Raw genomic sequence first — 17,378 nt, 5'->3', positions numbered from 1 at the left:
AATTGGCGATTCCGCCGGGCAATGGCAGCTAGGGCCCAATCGTGCGAGTAGATCGTCCGTCAGGTTCAGGGTGTAAAGCTGCCAACCGAATGGCAGGTCTTTCAAATCTCTGAACGGCCGATTGTGGCCGATAGGGTCCACGACCCCGGCACGACGGTCGTCAACGGCAAGCGTTTCATTCAGCCGGCGCAGCGAGGCGGCGACCTCCGTTCGCTAGGGTAGCCAAAGTTGTTTCAACTCCCTTGTTCGCTGATCCGTCAAATCCTTCAAGCAAATCTCCACCATCGCGGCGCGCATGCTTCCTTGCTGAAAAATTCGATCTTGAACTTGGCAATCTGCATCGCGGAACTTGATCCATTCTCGTTGTGCACCCACTAAGGCTATTTTCGCATCGGCTCGATCTCTATCACCGCTCAGCAATTCGAGTGCGGCCTGGTACGCTTCGTTTAGCTGCGCGTCAGCTTTAACGAAGTCTTCGTGCGCACAAACTGCGCTGTCAATACCCGATCCGTCGTTGCGGCAAACGGGCTTTTGTTCGTTTGCAATCGCGGCGAGGCTTGCGGTAGCGACGCAAAGGATCACCGATAGTGAGAGCTTCTTCATTCTGGTGTTTCTTCTCCTTGGGGTTGCAAAGCCGGATAGTTGCATTTCTTCTGGATTGTTTGGAGCACGGTCGATTGTTGGGTCGATTCGATAGTGGAAAGCGTTTCCATAGAAAAATGAGATCTCCGCGTGGAATGAGAGTCAGGACTCGCCGCCGAGTGACCCTTTTACTACGAGTGTCGACACGTCCGCCAGGTGCTTCGGATAAGGAACGCGGTCCATATTGCGAGGGCTAAACCACCAATCGCATAGACTGGCCACAGCGCAATTAGAATGAAGTAACCCTTTTGCGCTCCCATCATCCCAAACGGAGGCTGAATCAGTACAGTGACCTTCTCCCCCATTAATTCGGGATCCACATCCGCCACTGTGAACACAACATCGTTTGAACCGGGCGTAGCCCTCATCCTGATTGGGTGCAAAGGCGGCGACCAGAGATGCCGGTTCGCTGGTCCGTTTTCGGACAATCTCCTCATCACAACGCCTGTACCAAATCCGCTGGCAGGCATCGCTTCCAGGCGAGCAACGTCTTCGCTGTTTACCGAAACGGTCAGCGCTACTTGCTTGCCAGGGTCCGGGAAAACAAGCGCGCCCCCATCTGATGCTCTGGTTTTCCATTCGCCGAGTACGTTCGCTCTCCGGTCTGATCCCTTCCTCTGGAAGATCAACTCGGCTTCGATTGCATGTCCAAATAGACTAGCGACGCGAATGTCGATCGATCGACCCGGCTCCAAGACTAAAGAAGATTCATAGGCATGTGAGGCTATGCCAGCAGCCCAATGATACGCAACCAGAAAAGCACAACTCATAGTCCAGATTGCCCAGCTAGAAGCGAGGGTGTTCTGCGAAGTCAATTTTCCTTGACCAGCAGGCTTCTTCATGATCGATCTCCACATGACCCCTATGACTGGTTCGATGCCATTGCATCGAGAAAGACGCCGAGTGCCGACTGGAGTCGGTGAGAGACAATTCTCACGGGCAATTGCTACTCAATCACACCGCGCTAGAAAGAATACTGTAGCAATCGCACAAAAATCGCGATGTATGTCGAGCAAGCGGAATGAAATGATTCTCTCGGTATCAATGGATGATACGTTGATCTCCCTGGGCTCTGCCGCACCGAACGGTCTACATTGCGGCTTCCGTGACTGCTTGTACGAATGTCCGTTCATGGCAGCGACTAGCCGGTTCCCTCGGTACGATGTCGTTATGTCCACAGCTATGGTAATTGCGATAACTCTTTGCAACTCCATATCTTCGGCAGCCTTTTGTCACAAGGAGCCATGCACTGTTTCACGTCATCGGCAGTCCGGCCTGTCAGCGGGAGAGCGCGGCATTTCTTCGTACATGCCTGCACTCGAGAATCGGACACCAGGGCTTCAGCGTCCGATAAGCCACGCTCAGTCGCCAGGTCAATCTCCGTGGGTTTGACGGACCCGAATCGACCATCAAGGTATTGATGCAGGCGCGCGATTCGTTCTGTCGCTGACGCTGCAGTCCGCTTGTGAAAACTTATGGTCCTTGGATTTGTGGAAGCCGCCGCCGCTTTGCTTTCCCACGACGCTTCTTGCCTTTCTGTGCCAAGACAATAGGCAGCATGCAAATCAGTCTCGGAGGGCTGAACGACCGGGGACGCAGCCGCGTGTCCCAAAAGGAGGAACAGGGTGAAAAAAATGACGGTCGGGCGACGACACATTTTCATTTTCAAGTTGTTGTCCAGAAGGAGGGAACGTCGATCCTCCAGGATACGTAGGGGTCGATAAGGGCCAGCAACACTGGCTATTCGATAAAGCGCCCGGAGTGAAGGCCCCTGATGCCACCCAGAGCTAGGATTATTCGATTGTCGACGAATCGGGCGCCGCTGTCGAATGACCGCTCATGGCCGACCTGCGACCAACGCCATCACGCGACGCGTGCCAACAGGGCGACTATCCAGCCATGGCCGTTTTTCCACAAACCACTGCGCCGCTTTCCAGACTGGTACCGCAGCAATCGACTTTTCAAAGGGCATACAGGCTGTCACGCAAGGATCGCAAAAAGGTAGAGATTCTGTTTGCTCACCTCAAATGCGTCCTCAAGCTCGATCGTCTCCGACTGCGAGGTCCATCAGGTCCTCACGACGAGTTCTTGTTGGCCGCAACTGCGCAGAATTTGAGGCGAATGGCGAAGCGGTTGATGCCAAAGCAGGAGAAAATGGCGGTAGCGGCTGCTTGATACGCATCGCGTGGCGATGCGCAGAAGCAGCACGATCGGAAAGAGCGCTGGGCGCGTCGATCGCAGCGCAAACATGAGCACGTCCGTGAGCGAAAACTGGGCTTTTTCAACGAAATAGGCCGTCTGCAGTCGCTCGCGAAGACTGGAATGTGCTGGCCAGTCCCGCTCATCTGCTGGCCGCGCCGATCGCAGTGGGCGAGCCAGGCCCCGTAGTTCGGAACGAAAGACTGCTCAGGCAACCGTGCCGGAGAGCGCTTCAGGCGCAACGCCAGGTCAGGTCGATTTTTTTGCGAGGCGACCTGCCGATGAGAAAGACCTGGACAGGATCCGGTCTTTCTCAGTGTGCCGTCATGGCAGCAGGCTGGCCGCACCGCCGCCTGGCTGCTGCATCAGAACCGGTGGCGGATACCGACCATCAGCAGTGCCTGCGAGTCGGTGCCGCTGTAACCATAAGAACCGATCGAGGCGACGGCGGCCTGTGTCGAACCATCCGACAGACGCTGCGTGCCATTTGCATGCTGGTAGGCACCCACCATGTAAAAGTCGGTACGCTTCGAAACCAGATAGTCCGCCCCGACGCTGACCTGGTTGTAGTGCGCATCCGTATCGCCGCTTGCCGACGTGTAAGCGTAACCAACGCCCGCCATCACGGACGGGGTGAACTGGTACAGGGCGAACGCCTTGGCGGTATTGTACTTCTCTGTACTGCCAAACGAGGACGACGCGTCGGCCTTGTACTGTGCGTTGCTGTAGCCCACTCCAAGCGTCACCGGACCGGCGACGTACCGGGCAGCCGCCTGGGCGATGCCGACGGACTTCGCCGTTGCGTAGCCGCTGTTGATATCGCTGTCGAATACCGAGTCGCCGGTCGCGCTGCTCCAGGTGGTACGGGCCGCGCCGTCGCCGCTGTCGTTGGTCATCCGCAGATAGCCGCCCGCAAGCGACAGGCCGCCCGTCGTATAGGAAACCGCGCCGCTATACGTGTAACCCTGGCCCGTCTGGCCCGCTACGCCACTGAACGCGTAAAGACCTTCGAACTTCAGGCCGCCGTAGCTGGGCGACGAGTATTTGACTGCGTTGTTGACGCGCGCACTGTTGTCGTTGTTGTCCACGTCACCGGGCGTCGCAAAGCTGCTCGCAAAGTAGTTGTCGCCCGTGACCGGCTGGACGAGGTCGACTTCCGGGTCGTACTGGCGACCTAGCGTCACGGAGCCCCAGCTGTCGCCCGTCAGCCCGACATAGGCCTGGCGGCCAAACATCCGGCTCGACTGGCCAAGCTTGCCGGTGTTCACGTTGAAGCCGCTTTCGAGCGCGAAGATGGCCTTCAGCCCGGAGCCCAGATCCTCTGATCCCTTCAGCCCCCAGCGACTTCCGCTGAGATTGCCCGAACTAAGACCGATCTCGTTCGCGCTCGCCGATGCATGATTCACGTACATCACGCCTTCGTCGATGAGGCCGTACAACGTGACGCTGCTCTGCGCGCGCGCCGCACCTGCCACTGCAAGCAGCGCAAGGGAAACTGCAGCCAATGATGTCTTTTTCATCCAATCCTCAATCCACTGGTTTAAACGGGTTAAAGCGGAACGCAGAATAGCGCCTGGTCACGCATAGAATCAGAAAGATGTTGGTTATATGCAACCATTCATCGCGCAGATTCTTACGGGGATAAAAAAAGGCCATGTATGCCATGGCCTGAAGTCTGGGCCAGCAATGAAAAATTGCAGGAGAAATGGATAAAACGACCCGGACGGACCCGAATCTAGCCGGCCCTCATCTTCGCGTCAAGGCGAGGTGGATTTCACAGGATTGCCAGATGATGGAAGGGCTGAGATGCAGAAAAGCCCTGTCAGAGAGGCACAGGACCTGTTCGCCGGAGCACCGGCTTCTGATCTGCCCGGCCGGCCTGTCGAATGCGTACGCCAGGCGGTTCATGAATCGGAGACATGGCCGGACTGGAACGTCTGATTCGAATTTCTTGTTTATTATCTTTTCAGAAAATAGTTCATTCGATTCTGTTTCAGAATTGTTAGCCAGCCTTTCCAGATCTGAATTGATCCGCACATGAAATACAGCGACAGGAATGCAATATCCAGTCAGATTAATGCGTGGTCGACGGCCTCCTGCCAGACGGACGCAGTCAAGGTGAGCCGGGATGCGTTACCCCGGAACTGAACGGTCCTGATGCGTCGATATCGATCGCGCACGGAAGCGGGCAGATTGCCGGCAATGACGTGTCTCTGCCCACCATGTATGCCGGGTTCGAAAGCTGGATTGAAAGACAGGACGCCGGAAGCTGGCGGCATCCATGCAGCCGCTTTTCGTTGCGCCGGCACACGCAAGGCGAGACGTCTTCTATCTATCGCAGCGTTGCCTGAAAAAACCGCACGATGGCAGCGTCGAACTGTTCATGAAACGCAGCGCGGTTCAAGCCCGGCAGACTGCTGCAGATCTCCGGCCGTATACGGGAAAGCCGGGCATCGCAGGGTGGAAGGAATTCTTGGTGGCCTGCGTTGCCGACTGCGTGATATTCGGGCGCGCCGGGCAGTTCCTCACGTACCGGCTCGTCGTAAAAAGGATGCGGCTGATGACGATCGTCGGCAGCGCTCCAGAGCTGGACGGGGCGCCTCGCGCCCCTCTTGCGCGACCGCGTCGCCCGGTGGACGCGATCGGCGTTATTCCGGGAATCTTCCGTGAGCGCACAGGCACCGTTTGAGTACCGCCGCACCACCACTGGTTGATTCGTGCACCTCTTTCCCGCAAGGTTTTTCCACGCCCGGCGACTCTCCGCCGCGATCGGTCTTACCCGGCCGGATGTGTGATCCCGGTCACCTGCATGGCACGGACCTTGCCTTTTCCAGTTCTCCTCGACCGGCTGCTCATCACACTGCATCGAATTACCTATCTATTCAATAAGGAATCCTACATGAATATGCGACAAACCGGAACGCACGCGGAAGCGGTATCGTCAAGTGACTTGCGCTCCGGCAGTCTCGGATTCGCCGAAGTGATTGGTCAATCGATCGCGAATCTTTCTCCGACCTTTACGCCATCCATCAACGTCACCGCGATCGCCGCGCTGGCCGGCGCGGGCACCTGGCTCATCTACGGGCTTTCTACAATCGGGCTGCTGCTGGTGAGCATGAGCATCATCGCTCTCTCCAGCCGGATCGCATCCGCGGGCTCGTTTTTCGTCTACATCTCCCGCGCACTCGGCCCAATGGCGGGTGGCATAGCCGGCTGGGGTTTGATCGCCGCCTACATCGGCACCGCGATGGGTGTCGGCGCCGCCGGGGTGGTATTCGTGCAGAACGCGTTTTCAGCCTGGAACATCAGCATCCCGTCATGGGCGACCTATGTGATCTTTGTCGGCCTGGCGTGGTTTTTTTCGGCACGCGACGTGAAGCTTTCCTCCCGCCTCTCGCTGGCGATCGAAGCAGCATCGGTGGTGATCGTGGCGGGAGTGCTGCTCTATGTGCTCGCCATGCATCCGGACCACATTGTCGATCACGCCCAGTTGCGCCTGCAGGGCGTGACAGGCAAGGGCATGGCACAGGGCATGGTGCTCGGTATCTTCTCGTACGTCGGTTTCGAAAGCGCGGCCTCGCTTGGTCAGGAAACCCGCGACCCGCTGCGCGTGATTCCGCGCGCGGTGGTATGGAGCGTAATCCTGTCAGGACTGTTTTTCATGTTCGTCGCCTATTCGATGACTATCGCTTACCATGACGACACGGCAAAACTGGGAGGCGACTCGGCCGTCCTCAACACGTTGCTCGCGAGCGTCGGCGCTTCGCCGCTCGGCCCGGTGTTCTATCTGATCGCTTCGGTCAGCGCATTCTCGTGCGTGCTCGCCTGCATCAACTCGTCGAGCCGCCTGCTCTATTCGATGGGCCGCTACCAGTTCGTGCATCGTTCGATGGGCATGGTTCACCGCACCCACCGCACGCCCTATATCGCGGTTGCGTTCTCGGCACTCGTGACGCTGGCGGTCTGCATTGCAATGCTCGGCACGGGTCCGCTCAATACCTTCGGCTACACCAGCACGTTCGCAACCTTCGGATTTCTGGTGACGTACTTCCTGGTCGCGGTGTCGGCGCCAATCTATTTGAAGAAGCAGGGTCAGCCCGCGACGTCCGCCGTCGTATGGGGCGTGCTCGGAGCGCTCGCCATGGTCGGTGCGGTGATCGGCAGCGTGTACCCGGTTCCCGACTTCCCGTACAACATCCTGCCGTATCTCTTCGTCGTGTATATGCTGGTCGGTATCGCGTGGCTGATGATGCTCAGGAAGCGCTCGCCTCAGGTGCTCGCGAAGATCGAGCATGATCTGGAGACCAGCGAAGTCATGACACACGGCAAAAAGTAAATGCGCACTCCCGCCTTCCGCGAAACACTGTCCGAACCAGCCGCGAAGGCCGAGACAGTCGACGCTGAAAGCGGGAGCAAGCCGGGCGGAGCGGCCGCTCAGGAGATCGATCTGCACCTGCAGCCTGAGCGCGGCGAATGCGCCGCCCTTTCGATCGGCTGTGTCTCGATGCCTGCCTCCATACGGGGGCGGTCCCGCGTCAACGAAGACTATGTCGGCGTAATGCCCGGCAATCTCGCTGAGCGCGCCGCGCGCGGCAGCGTGATTGCCCTGGCAGACGGGGTAAGCGGCAGCCAGGGCGGCCGTATTGCGGCCGAGCTTTCGGTGCGGACCTTCATCGATGCGTACTACGGTCTTCCCGACACCCTCCCGATCAAACTGGCAGCGGCCCGCGCGCTCGAGTCGACGAACCGCTGGCTGCACCACATGGGGCGCGTCGATCCTGCACTGAAGCAGATGGCCGCTTCATTTGCGGCGCTGATCGTGCGCCGCGCCACCGGGTATATGGTGGCGGCTGGCGACGTCCGCCTCTATCTGCTGCGCGACGGCATCCTGACCCAGCTTGGCGATGACGACGTCGAGCCAGTCGCCTTCGGTGCCTATGTCGTGCAGGCGGTCGGCCTGCATCCAACACTGCTGACCCGCATGGAAATCTTCGAACTGCTAGAAGGGGATCGCCTGCTCATCTGTTCCGATGGTCTCTACCGGCGCGTGCCGACACGCGAGTTGCAGGCGGTGCTGGCAATGCGCAGAAGCGCGCTCGATACCGCGCGTCGCCTGAATGCGCTGGCCATCGCGCGCAACTCGCAGGACGACGTGACTGGTGCCGTGCTTGATGTGGGCGCGTTGCCTCCGCTCGATCTCGACTACCTGGAGCGGGTAGTCGGTGCGTTGCCAATTGCGGCTGTGCCCGACGTGGGCAACGTCATCGACGGATTCTGCCTGACCGGTCTGCTGAGCGACGGCCCCTACTCCCGTATTTTCGCGGGCTACGATCTGGCGAATCCGCAGGTACCACTCGCCCTGAAGTTTCCGAAGCCGCGTGTGGCAGAGGATGAGAACGTGCGTCAGTCGATCGTCCGTGAGCGCTGGCTGGCCGGCAGGATCGCCGAAGGAAGCGTGCTTGCGCCGATGCCGGTCGATGCCGGGCGCCAGACCCGACTTTACGTTGTGATCCCGCTCGGCGCCGGCGTTACGCTCGAAAAACTGCTGGAGCAGCCGCAGGCGATCTCACTGCCGCGTGCGCTGGCTATCGCGCGACATCTCGGCCTCTCGATCGACGCACTCAATCGCCGTAACGTCTTTCACCGGGACATCAAGCCCGAGAACGTGCTGGTCCTTGCGGACGACAGCACACGCCTGCTCGATCTTGGTTTTGGCCATATGCCAGGCTTCGACGCTCCAGACCCAGAAGCAACCCCGGGTTCGCCAGCTTACATGGCGCCCGAGCTGATGGAAGGCTCGAAGGGTGACAGCCGCTCCGAGGTGTTCGCGTATGGCGTGACGCTGTATCGGCTGTTCAGTGGCGGCAAACTCCCCTACGGCTTCAACGGCCGGGTGCCACTCTATCGATACCGGCCCGACGCACCGCGATGGCTCGACGCGGTGCTGGAGAAGGCCCTGCAGCCCGATCCGGAGCGCCGGTATCAGGATGTGCTTGAGGTTTGCGCCGACATCGAGCGCTTCCCGAACGTCAACGAGACCGTGGCGCCATCTCGATTCCGGCCTTTGCTCGAGCGCAATCCGGTGCTGTTCTGGCAGCTGGTCGCCGGGGTATTGGCGGTAGTTCTGCTTTGGTCATTGCTGCGGTATTAACCAGGCGCGGGCCGGCCCAGGGATGCGCCCACCGAAAGCCTGTGGAGTTCGCTGAAGGTCGCACGACTGCACGGTCGGCACTTCGCGATGCGGCGTGCTGCGATGGACGAAATCGTCGACTGGCTTGTTTTCTGCAATGCAGTGTATTAGGACGATTGCATCTCCGAGTTAGCTAGGCTAAACTAAGCCAAATCGGATGGAGGCATTATGCAGACTGTAAATATTCACGAAGCCAAGTCGCAACTCTCGCGTCTTATCGAAGCGGCTGTCGGGGGCGAAGAGGTCGTTATTGCGAAGGCTGGAACCCCGTTGGTGCGTCTTGTTCCCGTCGATCAAAAGCCCAAGCTTCGCTTCGGCTTGATGAAGGGGAAGATCAGGATCACTGAGGATTTCGATGCGCCTTTGCCGGAAGATGTCTTGGCAACGTTTGAGGGTCGGTAATGCGCCTGTTGATCGACACACATGTTTTTTTGTGGGCAATGGGCGGCGACAGAAAGCTTCCGAAACACGCCGAGGCGACCATGTTGAGTGCTGATGCCGTATTTGTCAGTGCTGCGAGCATTTGGGAAATTTCAATCAAGTCGGGACTCGGGAAGCTTGACGCTGACGTGAACGAGCTAGTGGCGCGCATGGAAGAAGCGGGCTTTCGCGAACTGCCGGTAACAGCGGTCCACGCTGCGGCAGTTCGCGATCTGCCTGATATTCACCGCGATCCGTTTGATCGCATTCTGGTTGCACAGGCTATTACTGAACCGCTTCGGTTATTGTCCGACGATGACAACGTAGCGAAGTACACGGACCTCCTAATCAAGATTTGATCCGCGCAACAGCTCTTCAAGAACTGTCTCACCCAGCATAGATTCCTACAGCGTGTTGATCGCAACGAGTAGTGTGCCACGGTGCCCACAGCGGTCCAACATCGCTGGAACCAAATCAAGCGGGTCGCCGAAAATGCGATATCGATTTCGGGGGCGACATGCGAGATATCCCGGCTAGTGACGATTTTGCCCAAAGCTTTTGCGAGGAAGTTGGTGGCCTCGTTGTGGCGTTCGGTCGGCTCGAATACGGCAAGCACGTCACCGCTGCCTGCGAACCTCCGGTATCGGCGTGGAAGTGCCGTTCGCACAACCGTTACCAGCAGGAACTCGCTTTGAGTTTGGGAACCGAGTCGTCGTCGCTGGTTTCGACGGTTCACGACCAGAATCGTCGAAGTGGGTCACACCTGAGCCGTCTGCTACACTGCCTAACTCGCAAGTCGTCCTTGCAATCCAATGATCGCAACCTGGGCTATGCAGTCCGTAGTCCGTATCTTGAGCGAAAAACATTTCCATGACGCGGCGACGAACGGAAAGTTCGCCCGCATGGCGTTCGGCGGCGCTTTCCAAACATTACCATCCAGAGGGGACAGTCTTTGAAACACCTCGGTTTTGTGTTCATCGTGGTGTTGCTACGCACGCTTTCCGTACTTCCTTACAAATTCGTCGCAAGGCTCGGGATGGTTGTCGGCACCGCGCTGTATGCGGTTCCGAGTCGCCGCAAGCATATCGTCCTGGTGAACTTGCGTCTTTGCTTCCCCGAGAAGACCAGCCGCGAACATCAGAAGCTCGCCAGAGATCATTTCCGCCACGTTGTTCGCAGCTATCTCGAGCGAGGCATCCAGTGGTTTGGCAGTGCGCAGTCGATCCGGGATATCGTCCAGATCGAAAGCAAAATTGATCTCGACGACGACGCTGCCCCGCCCACCATCTTCATGGGGTTTCACTTCGTGGGCATTGAGGTCGGTTGCATGCTCTACTCGACGCGCCTCCCGGTTGCCTCGCTGTACACACGGATGTCAAGCACGGCCCTATGCGCGCTGGCCAAACGGCAACGCGGCCGATTCGGGGCCGAGATGATCGAGCGCGCGACCAGCGCCAAAAAGATCGTGGGATTGTTGCGTTCCGGCAAACCCGTCATGCTCGCGGCGGACATGGACCAGGGCGTTGACAACTCTGTTTTTGTCCCTTTCTTCGGCGTTCCCGCCTGTACGCTAACGGCTGTTTCGCGCCTCGCGAGACTGGGGCGCGCGCGGGTTGTTCCGTTCGTGACTGAGGTGCTCCCGAACTATCAAGGGTATAAGTTGACGATTTTCGAGCCGCTCACGGACTTCCCATCGGGGAGCGATGTGGTCGACGCACGCCGCATGAATGCGTTTCTTGAGGAGCAGGTCCTTAGGTTTCCCGAGCAGTATTACTGGGTGCACCGACGCTTCAAGCACCGACCACCTGGTATGGCATCGGTATATTGAAAGGCTCGGCAGGTCATGGAGCCTGCAGGCAGCGTTTGCCGGCGTCGACGCAAATTCAGCAAAGTCCGCTACATTCCAGAGCCGCATGCATTCGAGGCCGTTGTCGGCGGAAGTTGGAGGCGCGATCCCTGCCGCGGCCCGGAGATGCACCGGCTGAATGAATGCGCGCCGCTGTAACCGGTTCTCAGGGCACGAATTCAGGCGAGACATTCTTCTCTCGACGTCAAGGCGGCTCGAAGCTATGTCGACACCTATGCTGATCAACCCAGAGGGACGGTCTTGCTGAATCATTGAAATGAACTTCGATGAGCTAGGCATGATTTCGATTTCGCACATGAGGTAGGGACAACTCGCGTGTGCGATACCAGTCGTCGTTGATCGACCGGATTGGCCGCGTTGCTCGCCGAGGCTATCAGGCGGGTTTCAACGTCGATCGGACAATTTAAGCACCTGTCGATTGGAAGGCCAATGGCTGCTTCATATGGCCTTGCGCCCTGACGCGGAGGACCGCCCTCGACCCAAGACGGTCATCTAACGTTCATCGTCTGAGGTCCAATGATGAACGGAGAGCGGACTCTCGCGGAACCCGCGTATCGATCTCCGTCTAGAGTGGATTTCCCGTTTCTTCATCTGCCAACAATGGCGCCGGGGGTCGAGGATTTCCTGCAATTGGGTATGCTGCTCTCTCGATGGGCTCAATTCATTGCCTGAGCTGCGGCAGCAGTCGAAGCAGGAAACGACGGATGCACTCGAATCACGACCAGGAGCGCGATACCGCAGAGGAACCGCCAATGACGCGACGTACGGATTTAAACTACCGACCTATCGTGCAGCGCGCGGCGCGGGTCGTCATAGTCATGGCGCTTGTGATGGTCGGGACGATCCGTTGCAACGCGACTGACCTCGAAGACTACCTGCAGCTTCGGGGGCCGGCGCCGACCGAGACGTTCCGATATGGATCGGGTGCGTCCCAGATGGCCGAATTCTTCCGTCCGCGAGGGGATGGCCCCTTCCCGGTCGTCGTGCTGATCCATGGCGGGTGCTGGCTCAGCCGATATCAGGGCCTGCGCCAATTCCAGGCCCTGGCGGGCGTACTGGCCCGCGAAGGCGTCGCCGTCTGGAATGTCGGTTATCGCGGCATTGACGAGCCGGGTGGTGGATACCCGGGTACCTATCAGGACATCGCTGCGAGTCTCGGCGAACTCGACAGGCAGGCGGACAGATTGCGTCTGGACATGCATCGCGTCATCGCCATCGGACACTCCGCTGGCGCCCATCTCGCACTCTGGGCCGCAGCGAGGCCGGAAATCCCGTCAACCAGCCCGCTTTATACGGACGACCCCACGAAAATCAATGAAGTCATCGCATTGGGCGCGCTCGCCGATCTGCGTGGAGATGCTGATGCGATCGAACAGTCGTGCGGGGTGAATCCTGCCGTGTTGACGGGCTCGTCGAGCGCGTCGCGGTCCGATGTCTATGCCGACACTTCGCCGGCGCAGATGTTGCCCATCCATGCGAAAGTCGTGTTCGTGAACGGCGAGAACGATGCGATAGCGTCGCCTGCGCTCGCGACGCGCTTCGTTGAACTGGCCCGCAGGGCGGGTATGGATGCGTCGACCGTGACAGTTGCCGCGGCTGGACACTTCGATGAAGTCACGCCTTCGACGCCCGCGTGGACCGCAATCAACAAGATCATCCTGCAGGCAGTGAGAGCGCCGTCCGATCACGACTGACTGACGGCGGAAACCGGTCGACGACACGCGTCCAACGACCGGTCGCTAGACCGATTGCATGACCAGAAGTCCGTTCAGCGCGACGATCGCCACGACCCCCACCGTCGCGAGGATCGAAGTGAGGCGCCGGTTACGGTGGCACCCCATCACCGCTTCGCGCGAGGTGAACCAGGTGAGTGCGACCATCGGCACGGGCAAAGCGATGCTCAGCAGCACCTGACTCAAAACCAGCGCCCGCGTGACGTCGATACCGCATCCGATTACGACGAACGCAGGCACCATGGTGACCAGACGGCGCACCCAGACTGGCACGTGAAATCCGACGAAGCCCTGCATGATCATCTGGCCGGCCATGGTGCCGACCACCGAACTCGAAATGCCGGACGCAATCAGTGCGACCAGAAAGAGGCCCGCGGAAGCCGCCCCGAGCAAGGGCGCGAGCGTGCGCCAGGCGGTCTCGATCGCTGCGATTTCCGCGTGGCCAGCATGAAACGCAGCCGACGCCATGACGACCATTGCAACATTGATCAGGCCCGCGATACCGAGCGCCGCGACGATTTCGATGTTTGAAAACCGGAGCAGCTTCATACGGTCTTTTTCACTTCCTATCTCCGCACGGTTTTGCATCAGCCCGGAATGCAGAAAGAGCACGTGCGGCATGACAGTCGCTCCGACGATGCCGACTGCGATCGTCAATGCGCCCTGGTCCTGAAAACGAGGCGTGACCGCACCTGATGCGACCTCAAGCCAGGCGACGTGCGCGAGCACGAGTTCTGCCACGTATGACAGGCCGATCACGCCGACCAGTCCGGCGATGATCAGTTCGAGCGGGCGAAATCCGCGTTTTTCGAATTGCAGGAGGCTGTACGTGAGCGCGGCCGTCACAAGCATCGAGGGAATCGTTGCCAGATGCAGCAGGAGTGAGATGCCAATCGCGCCGCCGACGAATTCGGCCAGATCGGTCGCCATCGCGGCAATTTCGCTGACTATCCACATCGCGATCACAAGAGGACGTGGCAACCTGTCGCGACAGATCTCCGCGAGATTGCGGCCGGTCACGAGCCCCAGTTTCGCGGACAAAGACTGGAACAACATCGCGAGCACGTTCGCCAGAATCACGACCCAAAGCAATGAATATCCATATCCGGCGCCCGCCTGGATGTTGGTCGCAAAGTTACCTGGATCCATGTAGGCGATCGACGCGACGATGGCGGGTCCAGCGAGCGCCACCATCGCGCGTGGGCCGCGTTGCCTCCCCGCGAGCGTGTCGCGAATCACATCGCGTGTGCGGCCAGTGAGCGTGGGTGAAGCGACAACGGTGTTTGCGGCATCGTTCATGGCTGGTCCTGAAGAGCGCGTGCTTCGATCAAGGCAATCGTGAATACCGGCCACCGCGGTTCGGGTCGCGCCGACGCCGCGCAGCCGGTCGGACGATGGCACCTATGCGCTCATGTTCAACGTGCCGTTCACACCATTCGGGAAGAAGCCGCCCTTCATGGCGGACGCGCTGGTGAGATAGACGATATTCAGGACGTTGCCGTACGCCCTGCTGTACGCGAGGCCATTGCTGTCCAGCGGCACGATGTTCGAGGTCCCGGCGGCAGAGCCGGAGATGCCCTGATCGTCATGGCCGTTGTTGTCCAGGCTATCCCGCGCTGCCGAGATCGCGTTGGCGGCGCTCACAAGGCTCGTGGTGTCGACTCCTTTTGCGTATAGCGTCGTGCGAACGAGCCCCGCGTGATAAGCCTCCGCAGCCAGGATGCCCGCAGCGGCCTCGAGGAAGGTCTTGTTCGAGATCAACGGTGAAGCGCCCTTGTAGGCCGTCACGCCGACATCCTCAAAAATGAAGGCGCCCAACAGGAAGTTGTTGTCGTTCGCATAGGGATTGAATGCCGCACCCGCGCCAACGAGCCCGGCCGCCCGGGCTGCGTTGGAGAACGCGCCGTTCGGATCCGTGCCGCCGATATCGATGGACGGCATCGCAACGGCAGCAGAGCCCAGTGCGCTTCGCAGGAAGGCCACGTGCTCGCGCTCATCGTTGGCGATTTCATTGGCGTACGCCTTGACTACGGGATCCTGGAACGGCACCGCCTGACCGGGAATCACCGTACCCATTGTCCCTGTTCCCGCCGTCATCGCTGCGGGCAAGCCAGCACCTGTCGCCGCATAGGAGTAGAACTGTGATTCGAGATACTCCAGGTTGAGCGCAAAGTTGAGGATTTCCTCGTCGGTTGGCGCGGTCGTGCTCGCCTGAACGCTGATACCTCCTCCGCCGCATGCGCTGATGACAGCGCCGCCGGCAAGTCCCAGCACAAGTCCTCCAGAATTCCTGAAAAACTGGCGTCGGGCTGCGCGACGCTCCACGCGACGGTCAAAGGCATCGATGATCTTCGTTGAATCCGACATGGTTCTGCTCCTTGATAAGATTCGGTAGAACTGACTCGTCAGCACTCGCGTTCGCGGAGACAACAGAACAGCCCGGCGATGCGACAACGCGGATCGCTTCCGGTATTCGAAGACACAACGACGCCTCTCCGGTGACTTTCGTCCAGGATGGTGAGCACATCAACAGGTCTTCAACGCGACTTACGACCCGACTCGAATGCCGGATGCAACTCAACGAAATATTTCGATGTGCGAACGCACATTACCGATTATCTATTCGCACTGCGAATTAACGATCTGATCTGGACGGAACTGAGCTACTTTGCAGGGCATTCGAATTGCCGGGATAAAAAAGCTCATGAGAATGGAAGCAGTGCATTGCCCACTGCAACTGGAGAGCGATATTCCCGCTGTCAAGATTGAGTCTCAGCACAGCCCCGGGCGATGAAGACGGTCTCAGGGAACGACGCCTCATTCGACACACGGCTGGCATCGCGTCAGCGCCGAGAAACCTGCACGCACGGATCGCCTGCGGATAGATCGGAGACACAGGCAAAAAGACTCTGAGATCGGAACCCTGTGCGCACCTCGAAAGGAAGGTCGGCGCCGGCAAGCGATCACCGGCGTCATGCCGCCGGGCATGAACGGTCTTCGCCGCTGCATCACGCAGCATTCAGTATCCGCAAACCTCGTGGAAGACCAGAAGCATGAGGGGACCCCCTCTACCGATAACCTCGTCGTGGGACGTCGGCCCGTTCGCTTGCACTCGCAACCACCTTGGCTACGCGAAAGGCAAAAAAGGGCCCCGGGCAGGATATGCCCCGGGGCCCGTACACGTCGCTCCCAAAGCTGACCGGGAGAGGCTTCACAATACCGTTTCGACGCATTCATAAAAAGAGGCAGATCTTGCGTTGCATTCTCGTGCGAGAGACGCAGTTACCGACCGGACGTAACTATGGGGGCGTTTACACAGGCGTGGGGTTCTTTCAGGCATGCGGGCAGATACGATCGCCTGCAATCCGACGGACCAGCAGCGGGATCGGTCGAGACCGCGCCGGAAAGCTGCGGTAGTCCGACGTTGCGAATGACCGAAACGCGTCGAGGTTCAGCCAGATTTCTCTTTCGAGCGAGCGTCGCCTCATGGCCGGAAGGAGAAGACGGCGCCGGAGCCTACTCATCTCTGTCCTTGCACGTCTCATCATGTAATTGGCGGCTGGGGAGATGCCGTGCTCATTGGTTTATTTGCGACAGCCGGCACCTCTTCGGCGACTGTTGTCGATGTCGCAGTTACGCGATTCCGATCAGCACGTCAGCGGGAATATGCAGCCCATCGTGCAGCTTGCGGATCATACCGAGGCTCAACGCGCGCCGGCCCGCCAGCACCTCGTACACGCGGTTGCTGCTCCCAATGTACGGCTGCATATCGCGCACCGACAGGCCCGCCTGTTCCATTCGATACTTGATCGCGTCGATCGGGTTCGGTGCCGCCACCGGGAAGTGCTCCGCCTCATACTTCTCGACGAGGATCGCCAGAATCTCCAACTCGTCGCCTTCCGGCGTGCCCAAAGCAGGATCCATATCGACGAGCGCAGACACCGCCTTCAGGGCGGCCTCATAATCGGCCTCGGTTCGAATCGGGTGAATATCCATCTCGTTACTCCATTTCTACGGTTGCCGCATCGATCTTGTCGTATTCCGCGTGCGTACCGACAAACTTCACATACATCACGCCGACCTGGTAGGCCACCGCGACGATCAACCGGAAATCGTTGCCCTTGATGTTAAAAACCACGCGGTTCCGACCGACGAAGCTCGCGCTGGCGTACTGCTCCTTGATGTTCTGCGGAGTCTTCCAGTTGGCCTTCGACGCTTCCGCGTGCCACGCCAACAAAGGCTGTTCGGCTTGCGCGTGACGCGCGATGAAGTCAAGCAAGATTCTTTTGGCAACGATTCGCATGCCTCGTATTTTAGTCCCAATTTG

The 17,378-nt window shown here is 59.1% G+C and carries 15 protein-coding genes and 1 pseudogene; 9 read left to right on the top strand and 7 right to left on the bottom strand.

From position 1 onward, the window contains the following. Nucleotides 1-213 precede the first annotated feature (213 nt). Both DVS29_RS14765 and DVS29_RS36880 read right to left on the bottom strand, forming a co-directional pair. Entirely contained in the window at nt 214-603 is a 390-nt protein-coding gene (locus tag DVS29_RS14765; RefSeq protein WP_164707916.1) for a lysozyme inhibitor LprI family protein, read from the bottom strand. Between the two features lie 170 nt (nt 604-773). Next, nucleotides 774-1,484, bottom strand: a complete 711-nt coding sequence (locus DVS29_RS36880; protein ID WP_124800641.1) for a hypothetical protein — start codon at nt 1,482-1,484, stop codon at nt 774-776. 997 nt (nt 1,485-2,481) lie between these two features. On the opposite strand from DVS29_RS36880, the gene DVS29_RS14760 reads away from it, so the two are divergent. After that, a complete protein-coding gene (locus DVS29_RS14760) occupies nt 2,482-2,817 on the top strand; it encodes a transposase (protein WP_276314302.1) in 336 nt (111 codons plus the stop codon). A 389-nt stretch (nt 2,818-3,206) separates the two neighbouring features. On the opposite strand, the gene DVS29_RS14755 is transcribed toward DVS29_RS14760, so the two are convergent. Then, complete coding sequence (locus DVS29_RS14755) at nt 3,207-4,361, bottom strand: porin (RefSeq protein WP_118181201.1); 1,155 nt, start codon at nt 4,359-4,361, stop codon at nt 3,207-3,209. Nucleotides 4,362-5,122: 761 nt separating this feature from the next. Here DVS29_RS14755 and DVS29_RS37310 point away from each other — a divergent pair. From DVS29_RS37310 to DVS29_RS14720, 8 genes and pseudogenes are all read left to right on the top strand, one after another. Beyond that, on the top strand, nt 5,123-5,530 hold the full coding sequence (locus DVS29_RS37310; protein WP_164707915.1) for a hypothetical protein: 408 nt from the start codon (nt 5,123-5,125) through the stop codon (nt 5,528-5,530). 120 nt (nt 5,531-5,650) lie between these two features. Next, nucleotides 5,651-7,177, top strand: a complete 1,527-nt coding sequence (locus DVS29_RS14745) for an APC family permease (RefSeq protein WP_240655612.1) — start codon at nt 5,651-5,653, stop codon at nt 7,175-7,177. Continuing rightward, nucleotides 7,178-8,992 (top strand): bifunctional protein-serine/threonine kinase/phosphatase, encoded by a 1,815-nt coding sequence (locus DVS29_RS14740; protein WP_118181200.1) that lies wholly within the window; start codon nt 7,178-7,180, stop codon nt 8,990-8,992. It abuts the gene before it with no gap. Between the two features lie 21 nt (nt 8,993-9,013). Continuing rightward, a pseudogene (locus DVS29_RS38320) lies at nt 9,014-9,133 on the top strand (IS3 family transposase); the annotation flags it as partial. 66 nt (nt 9,134-9,199) lie between these two features. Continuing rightward, nucleotides 9,200-9,433 carry a type II toxin-antitoxin system Phd/YefM family antitoxin gene (locus tag DVS29_RS14735; protein WP_118181199.1) on the top strand — a complete coding sequence of 78 codons (234 nt, stop codon included), beginning with the start codon at nt 9,200-9,202 and terminating at the stop codon, nt 9,431-9,433. Continuing rightward, the gene (locus tag DVS29_RS14730; protein ID WP_118181198.1) at nt 9,433-9,810 is read left to right on the top strand and encodes a type II toxin-antitoxin system VapC family toxin; all 378 of its coding nucleotides are present in this window, start codon (nt 9,433-9,435) and stop codon (nt 9,808-9,810) included. Before DVS29_RS14735 ends, DVS29_RS14730 begins: the two co-directional genes overlap by 1 nt. A 593-nt stretch (nt 9,811-10,403) precedes the next feature. After that, nucleotides 10,404-11,279 (top strand): lipid A biosynthesis lauroyl acyltransferase, encoded by an 876-nt coding sequence (locus DVS29_RS14725; protein ID WP_118181197.1) that lies wholly within the window; start codon nt 10,404-10,406, stop codon nt 11,277-11,279. A 743-nt stretch (nt 11,280-12,022) separates the two neighbouring features. After that, complete coding sequence (locus tag DVS29_RS14720; protein ID WP_164707914.1) at nt 12,023-13,012, top strand: alpha/beta hydrolase family protein; 990 nt, start codon at nt 12,023-12,025, stop codon at nt 13,010-13,012. 45 nt (nt 13,013-13,057) lie between these two features. On the opposite strand, the gene DVS29_RS14715 is transcribed toward DVS29_RS14720, so the two are convergent. The 4 genes from DVS29_RS14715 to DVS29_RS14700 all read right to left on the bottom strand — a co-directional run bounded on the left by DVS29_RS14715 (nt 13,058) and on the right by DVS29_RS14700 (nt 17,354). Next, nucleotides 13,058-14,350 carry an Nramp family divalent metal transporter gene (locus DVS29_RS14715; protein WP_118181195.1) on the bottom strand — a complete coding sequence of 431 codons (1,293 nt, stop codon included), beginning with the start codon at nt 14,348-14,350 and terminating at the stop codon, nt 13,058-13,060. 102 nt (nt 14,351-14,452) lie between these two features. After that, nucleotides 14,453-15,418, bottom strand: a complete 966-nt coding sequence (locus DVS29_RS14710) for a ferritin-like domain-containing protein (RefSeq protein ID WP_118181194.1) — start codon at nt 15,416-15,418, stop codon at nt 14,453-14,455. Nucleotides 15,419-16,684: 1,266 nt separating this feature from the next. After that, the gene (locus tag DVS29_RS14705) at nt 16,685-17,047 is read right to left on the bottom strand and encodes a helix-turn-helix domain-containing protein (RefSeq protein ID WP_118181193.1); all 363 of its coding nucleotides are present in this window, start codon (nt 17,045-17,047) and stop codon (nt 16,685-16,687) included. A gap of 4 nt (nt 17,048-17,051) precedes the next feature. Next, complete coding sequence (locus tag DVS29_RS14700) at nt 17,052-17,354, bottom strand: type II toxin-antitoxin system HigB family toxin (protein WP_118181192.1); 303 nt, start codon at nt 17,352-17,354, stop codon at nt 17,052-17,054. Nucleotides 17,355-17,378: the final 24 nt, after the last annotated feature.

This window comes from Paraburkholderia phosphatilytica (assembly GCF_003443895.1).
Taxonomy (GTDB): domain Bacteria; phylum Pseudomonadota; class Gammaproteobacteria; order Burkholderiales; family Burkholderiaceae; genus Paraburkholderia; species Paraburkholderia phosphatilytica.
This window is presented reverse-complemented; position numbering and strand designations above follow the sequence as displayed.

Excerpts from the sequence above, each read along its gene's own strand:
- DVS29_RS14715 (WP_118181195.1), bottom strand. The coding sequence starts at position 14,350 with ATGAACGATGCCGCAAACACCGTTGTCGCTTCACCCACGCTCACTGGC.
- DVS29_RS14760 (WP_276314302.1), top strand. The coding sequence starts at position 2,482 with ATGGCCGACCTGCGACCAACGCCATCACGCGACGCGTGCCAACAGGGC.
- DVS29_RS14720 (WP_164707914.1), top strand. The coding sequence starts at position 12,023 with ATGCACTCGAATCACGACCAGGAGCGCGATACCGCAGAGGAACCGCCA.
- DVS29_RS14765 (WP_164707916.1), bottom strand. The coding sequence starts at position 603 with ATGAAGAAGCTCTCACTATCGGTGATCCTTTGCGTCGCTACCGCAAGC.
- DVS29_RS14735 (WP_118181199.1), top strand. The coding sequence starts at position 9,200 with ATGCAGACTGTAAATATTCACGAAGCCAAGTCGCAACTCTCGCGTCTT.
- DVS29_RS14710 (WP_118181194.1), bottom strand. The coding sequence starts at position 15,418 with ATGTCGGATTCAACGAAGATCATCGATGCCTTTGACCGTCGCGTGGAG.
- DVS29_RS14700 (WP_118181192.1), bottom strand. The coding sequence starts at position 17,354 with ATGCGAATCGTTGCCAAAAGAATCTTGCTTGACTTCATCGCGCGTCAC.
- DVS29_RS14730 (WP_118181198.1), top strand. The coding sequence starts at position 9,433 with ATGCGCCTGTTGATCGACACACATGTTTTTTTGTGGGCAATGGGCGGC.
- DVS29_RS14755 (WP_118181201.1), bottom strand. The coding sequence starts at position 4,361 with ATGAAAAAGACATCATTGGCTGCAGTTTCCCTTGCGCTGCTTGCAGTG.
- DVS29_RS37310 (WP_164707915.1), top strand. The coding sequence starts at position 5,123 with ATGCAGCCGCTTTTCGTTGCGCCGGCACACGCAAGGCGAGACGTCTTC.
- DVS29_RS14745 (WP_240655612.1), top strand. The coding sequence starts at position 5,651 with ATGGCACGGACCTTGCCTTTTCCAGTTCTCCTCGACCGGCTGCTCATC.
- DVS29_RS14740 (WP_118181200.1), top strand. The coding sequence starts at position 7,178 with ATGCGCACTCCCGCCTTCCGCGAAACACTGTCCGAACCAGCCGCGAAG.
- DVS29_RS14705 (WP_118181193.1), bottom strand. The coding sequence starts at position 17,047 with ATGGATATTCACCCGATTCGAACCGAGGCCGATTATGAGGCCGCCCTG.
- DVS29_RS36880 (WP_124800641.1), bottom strand. The coding sequence starts at position 1,484 with ATGAAGAAGCCTGCTGGTCAAGGAAAATTGACTTCGCAGAACACCCTC.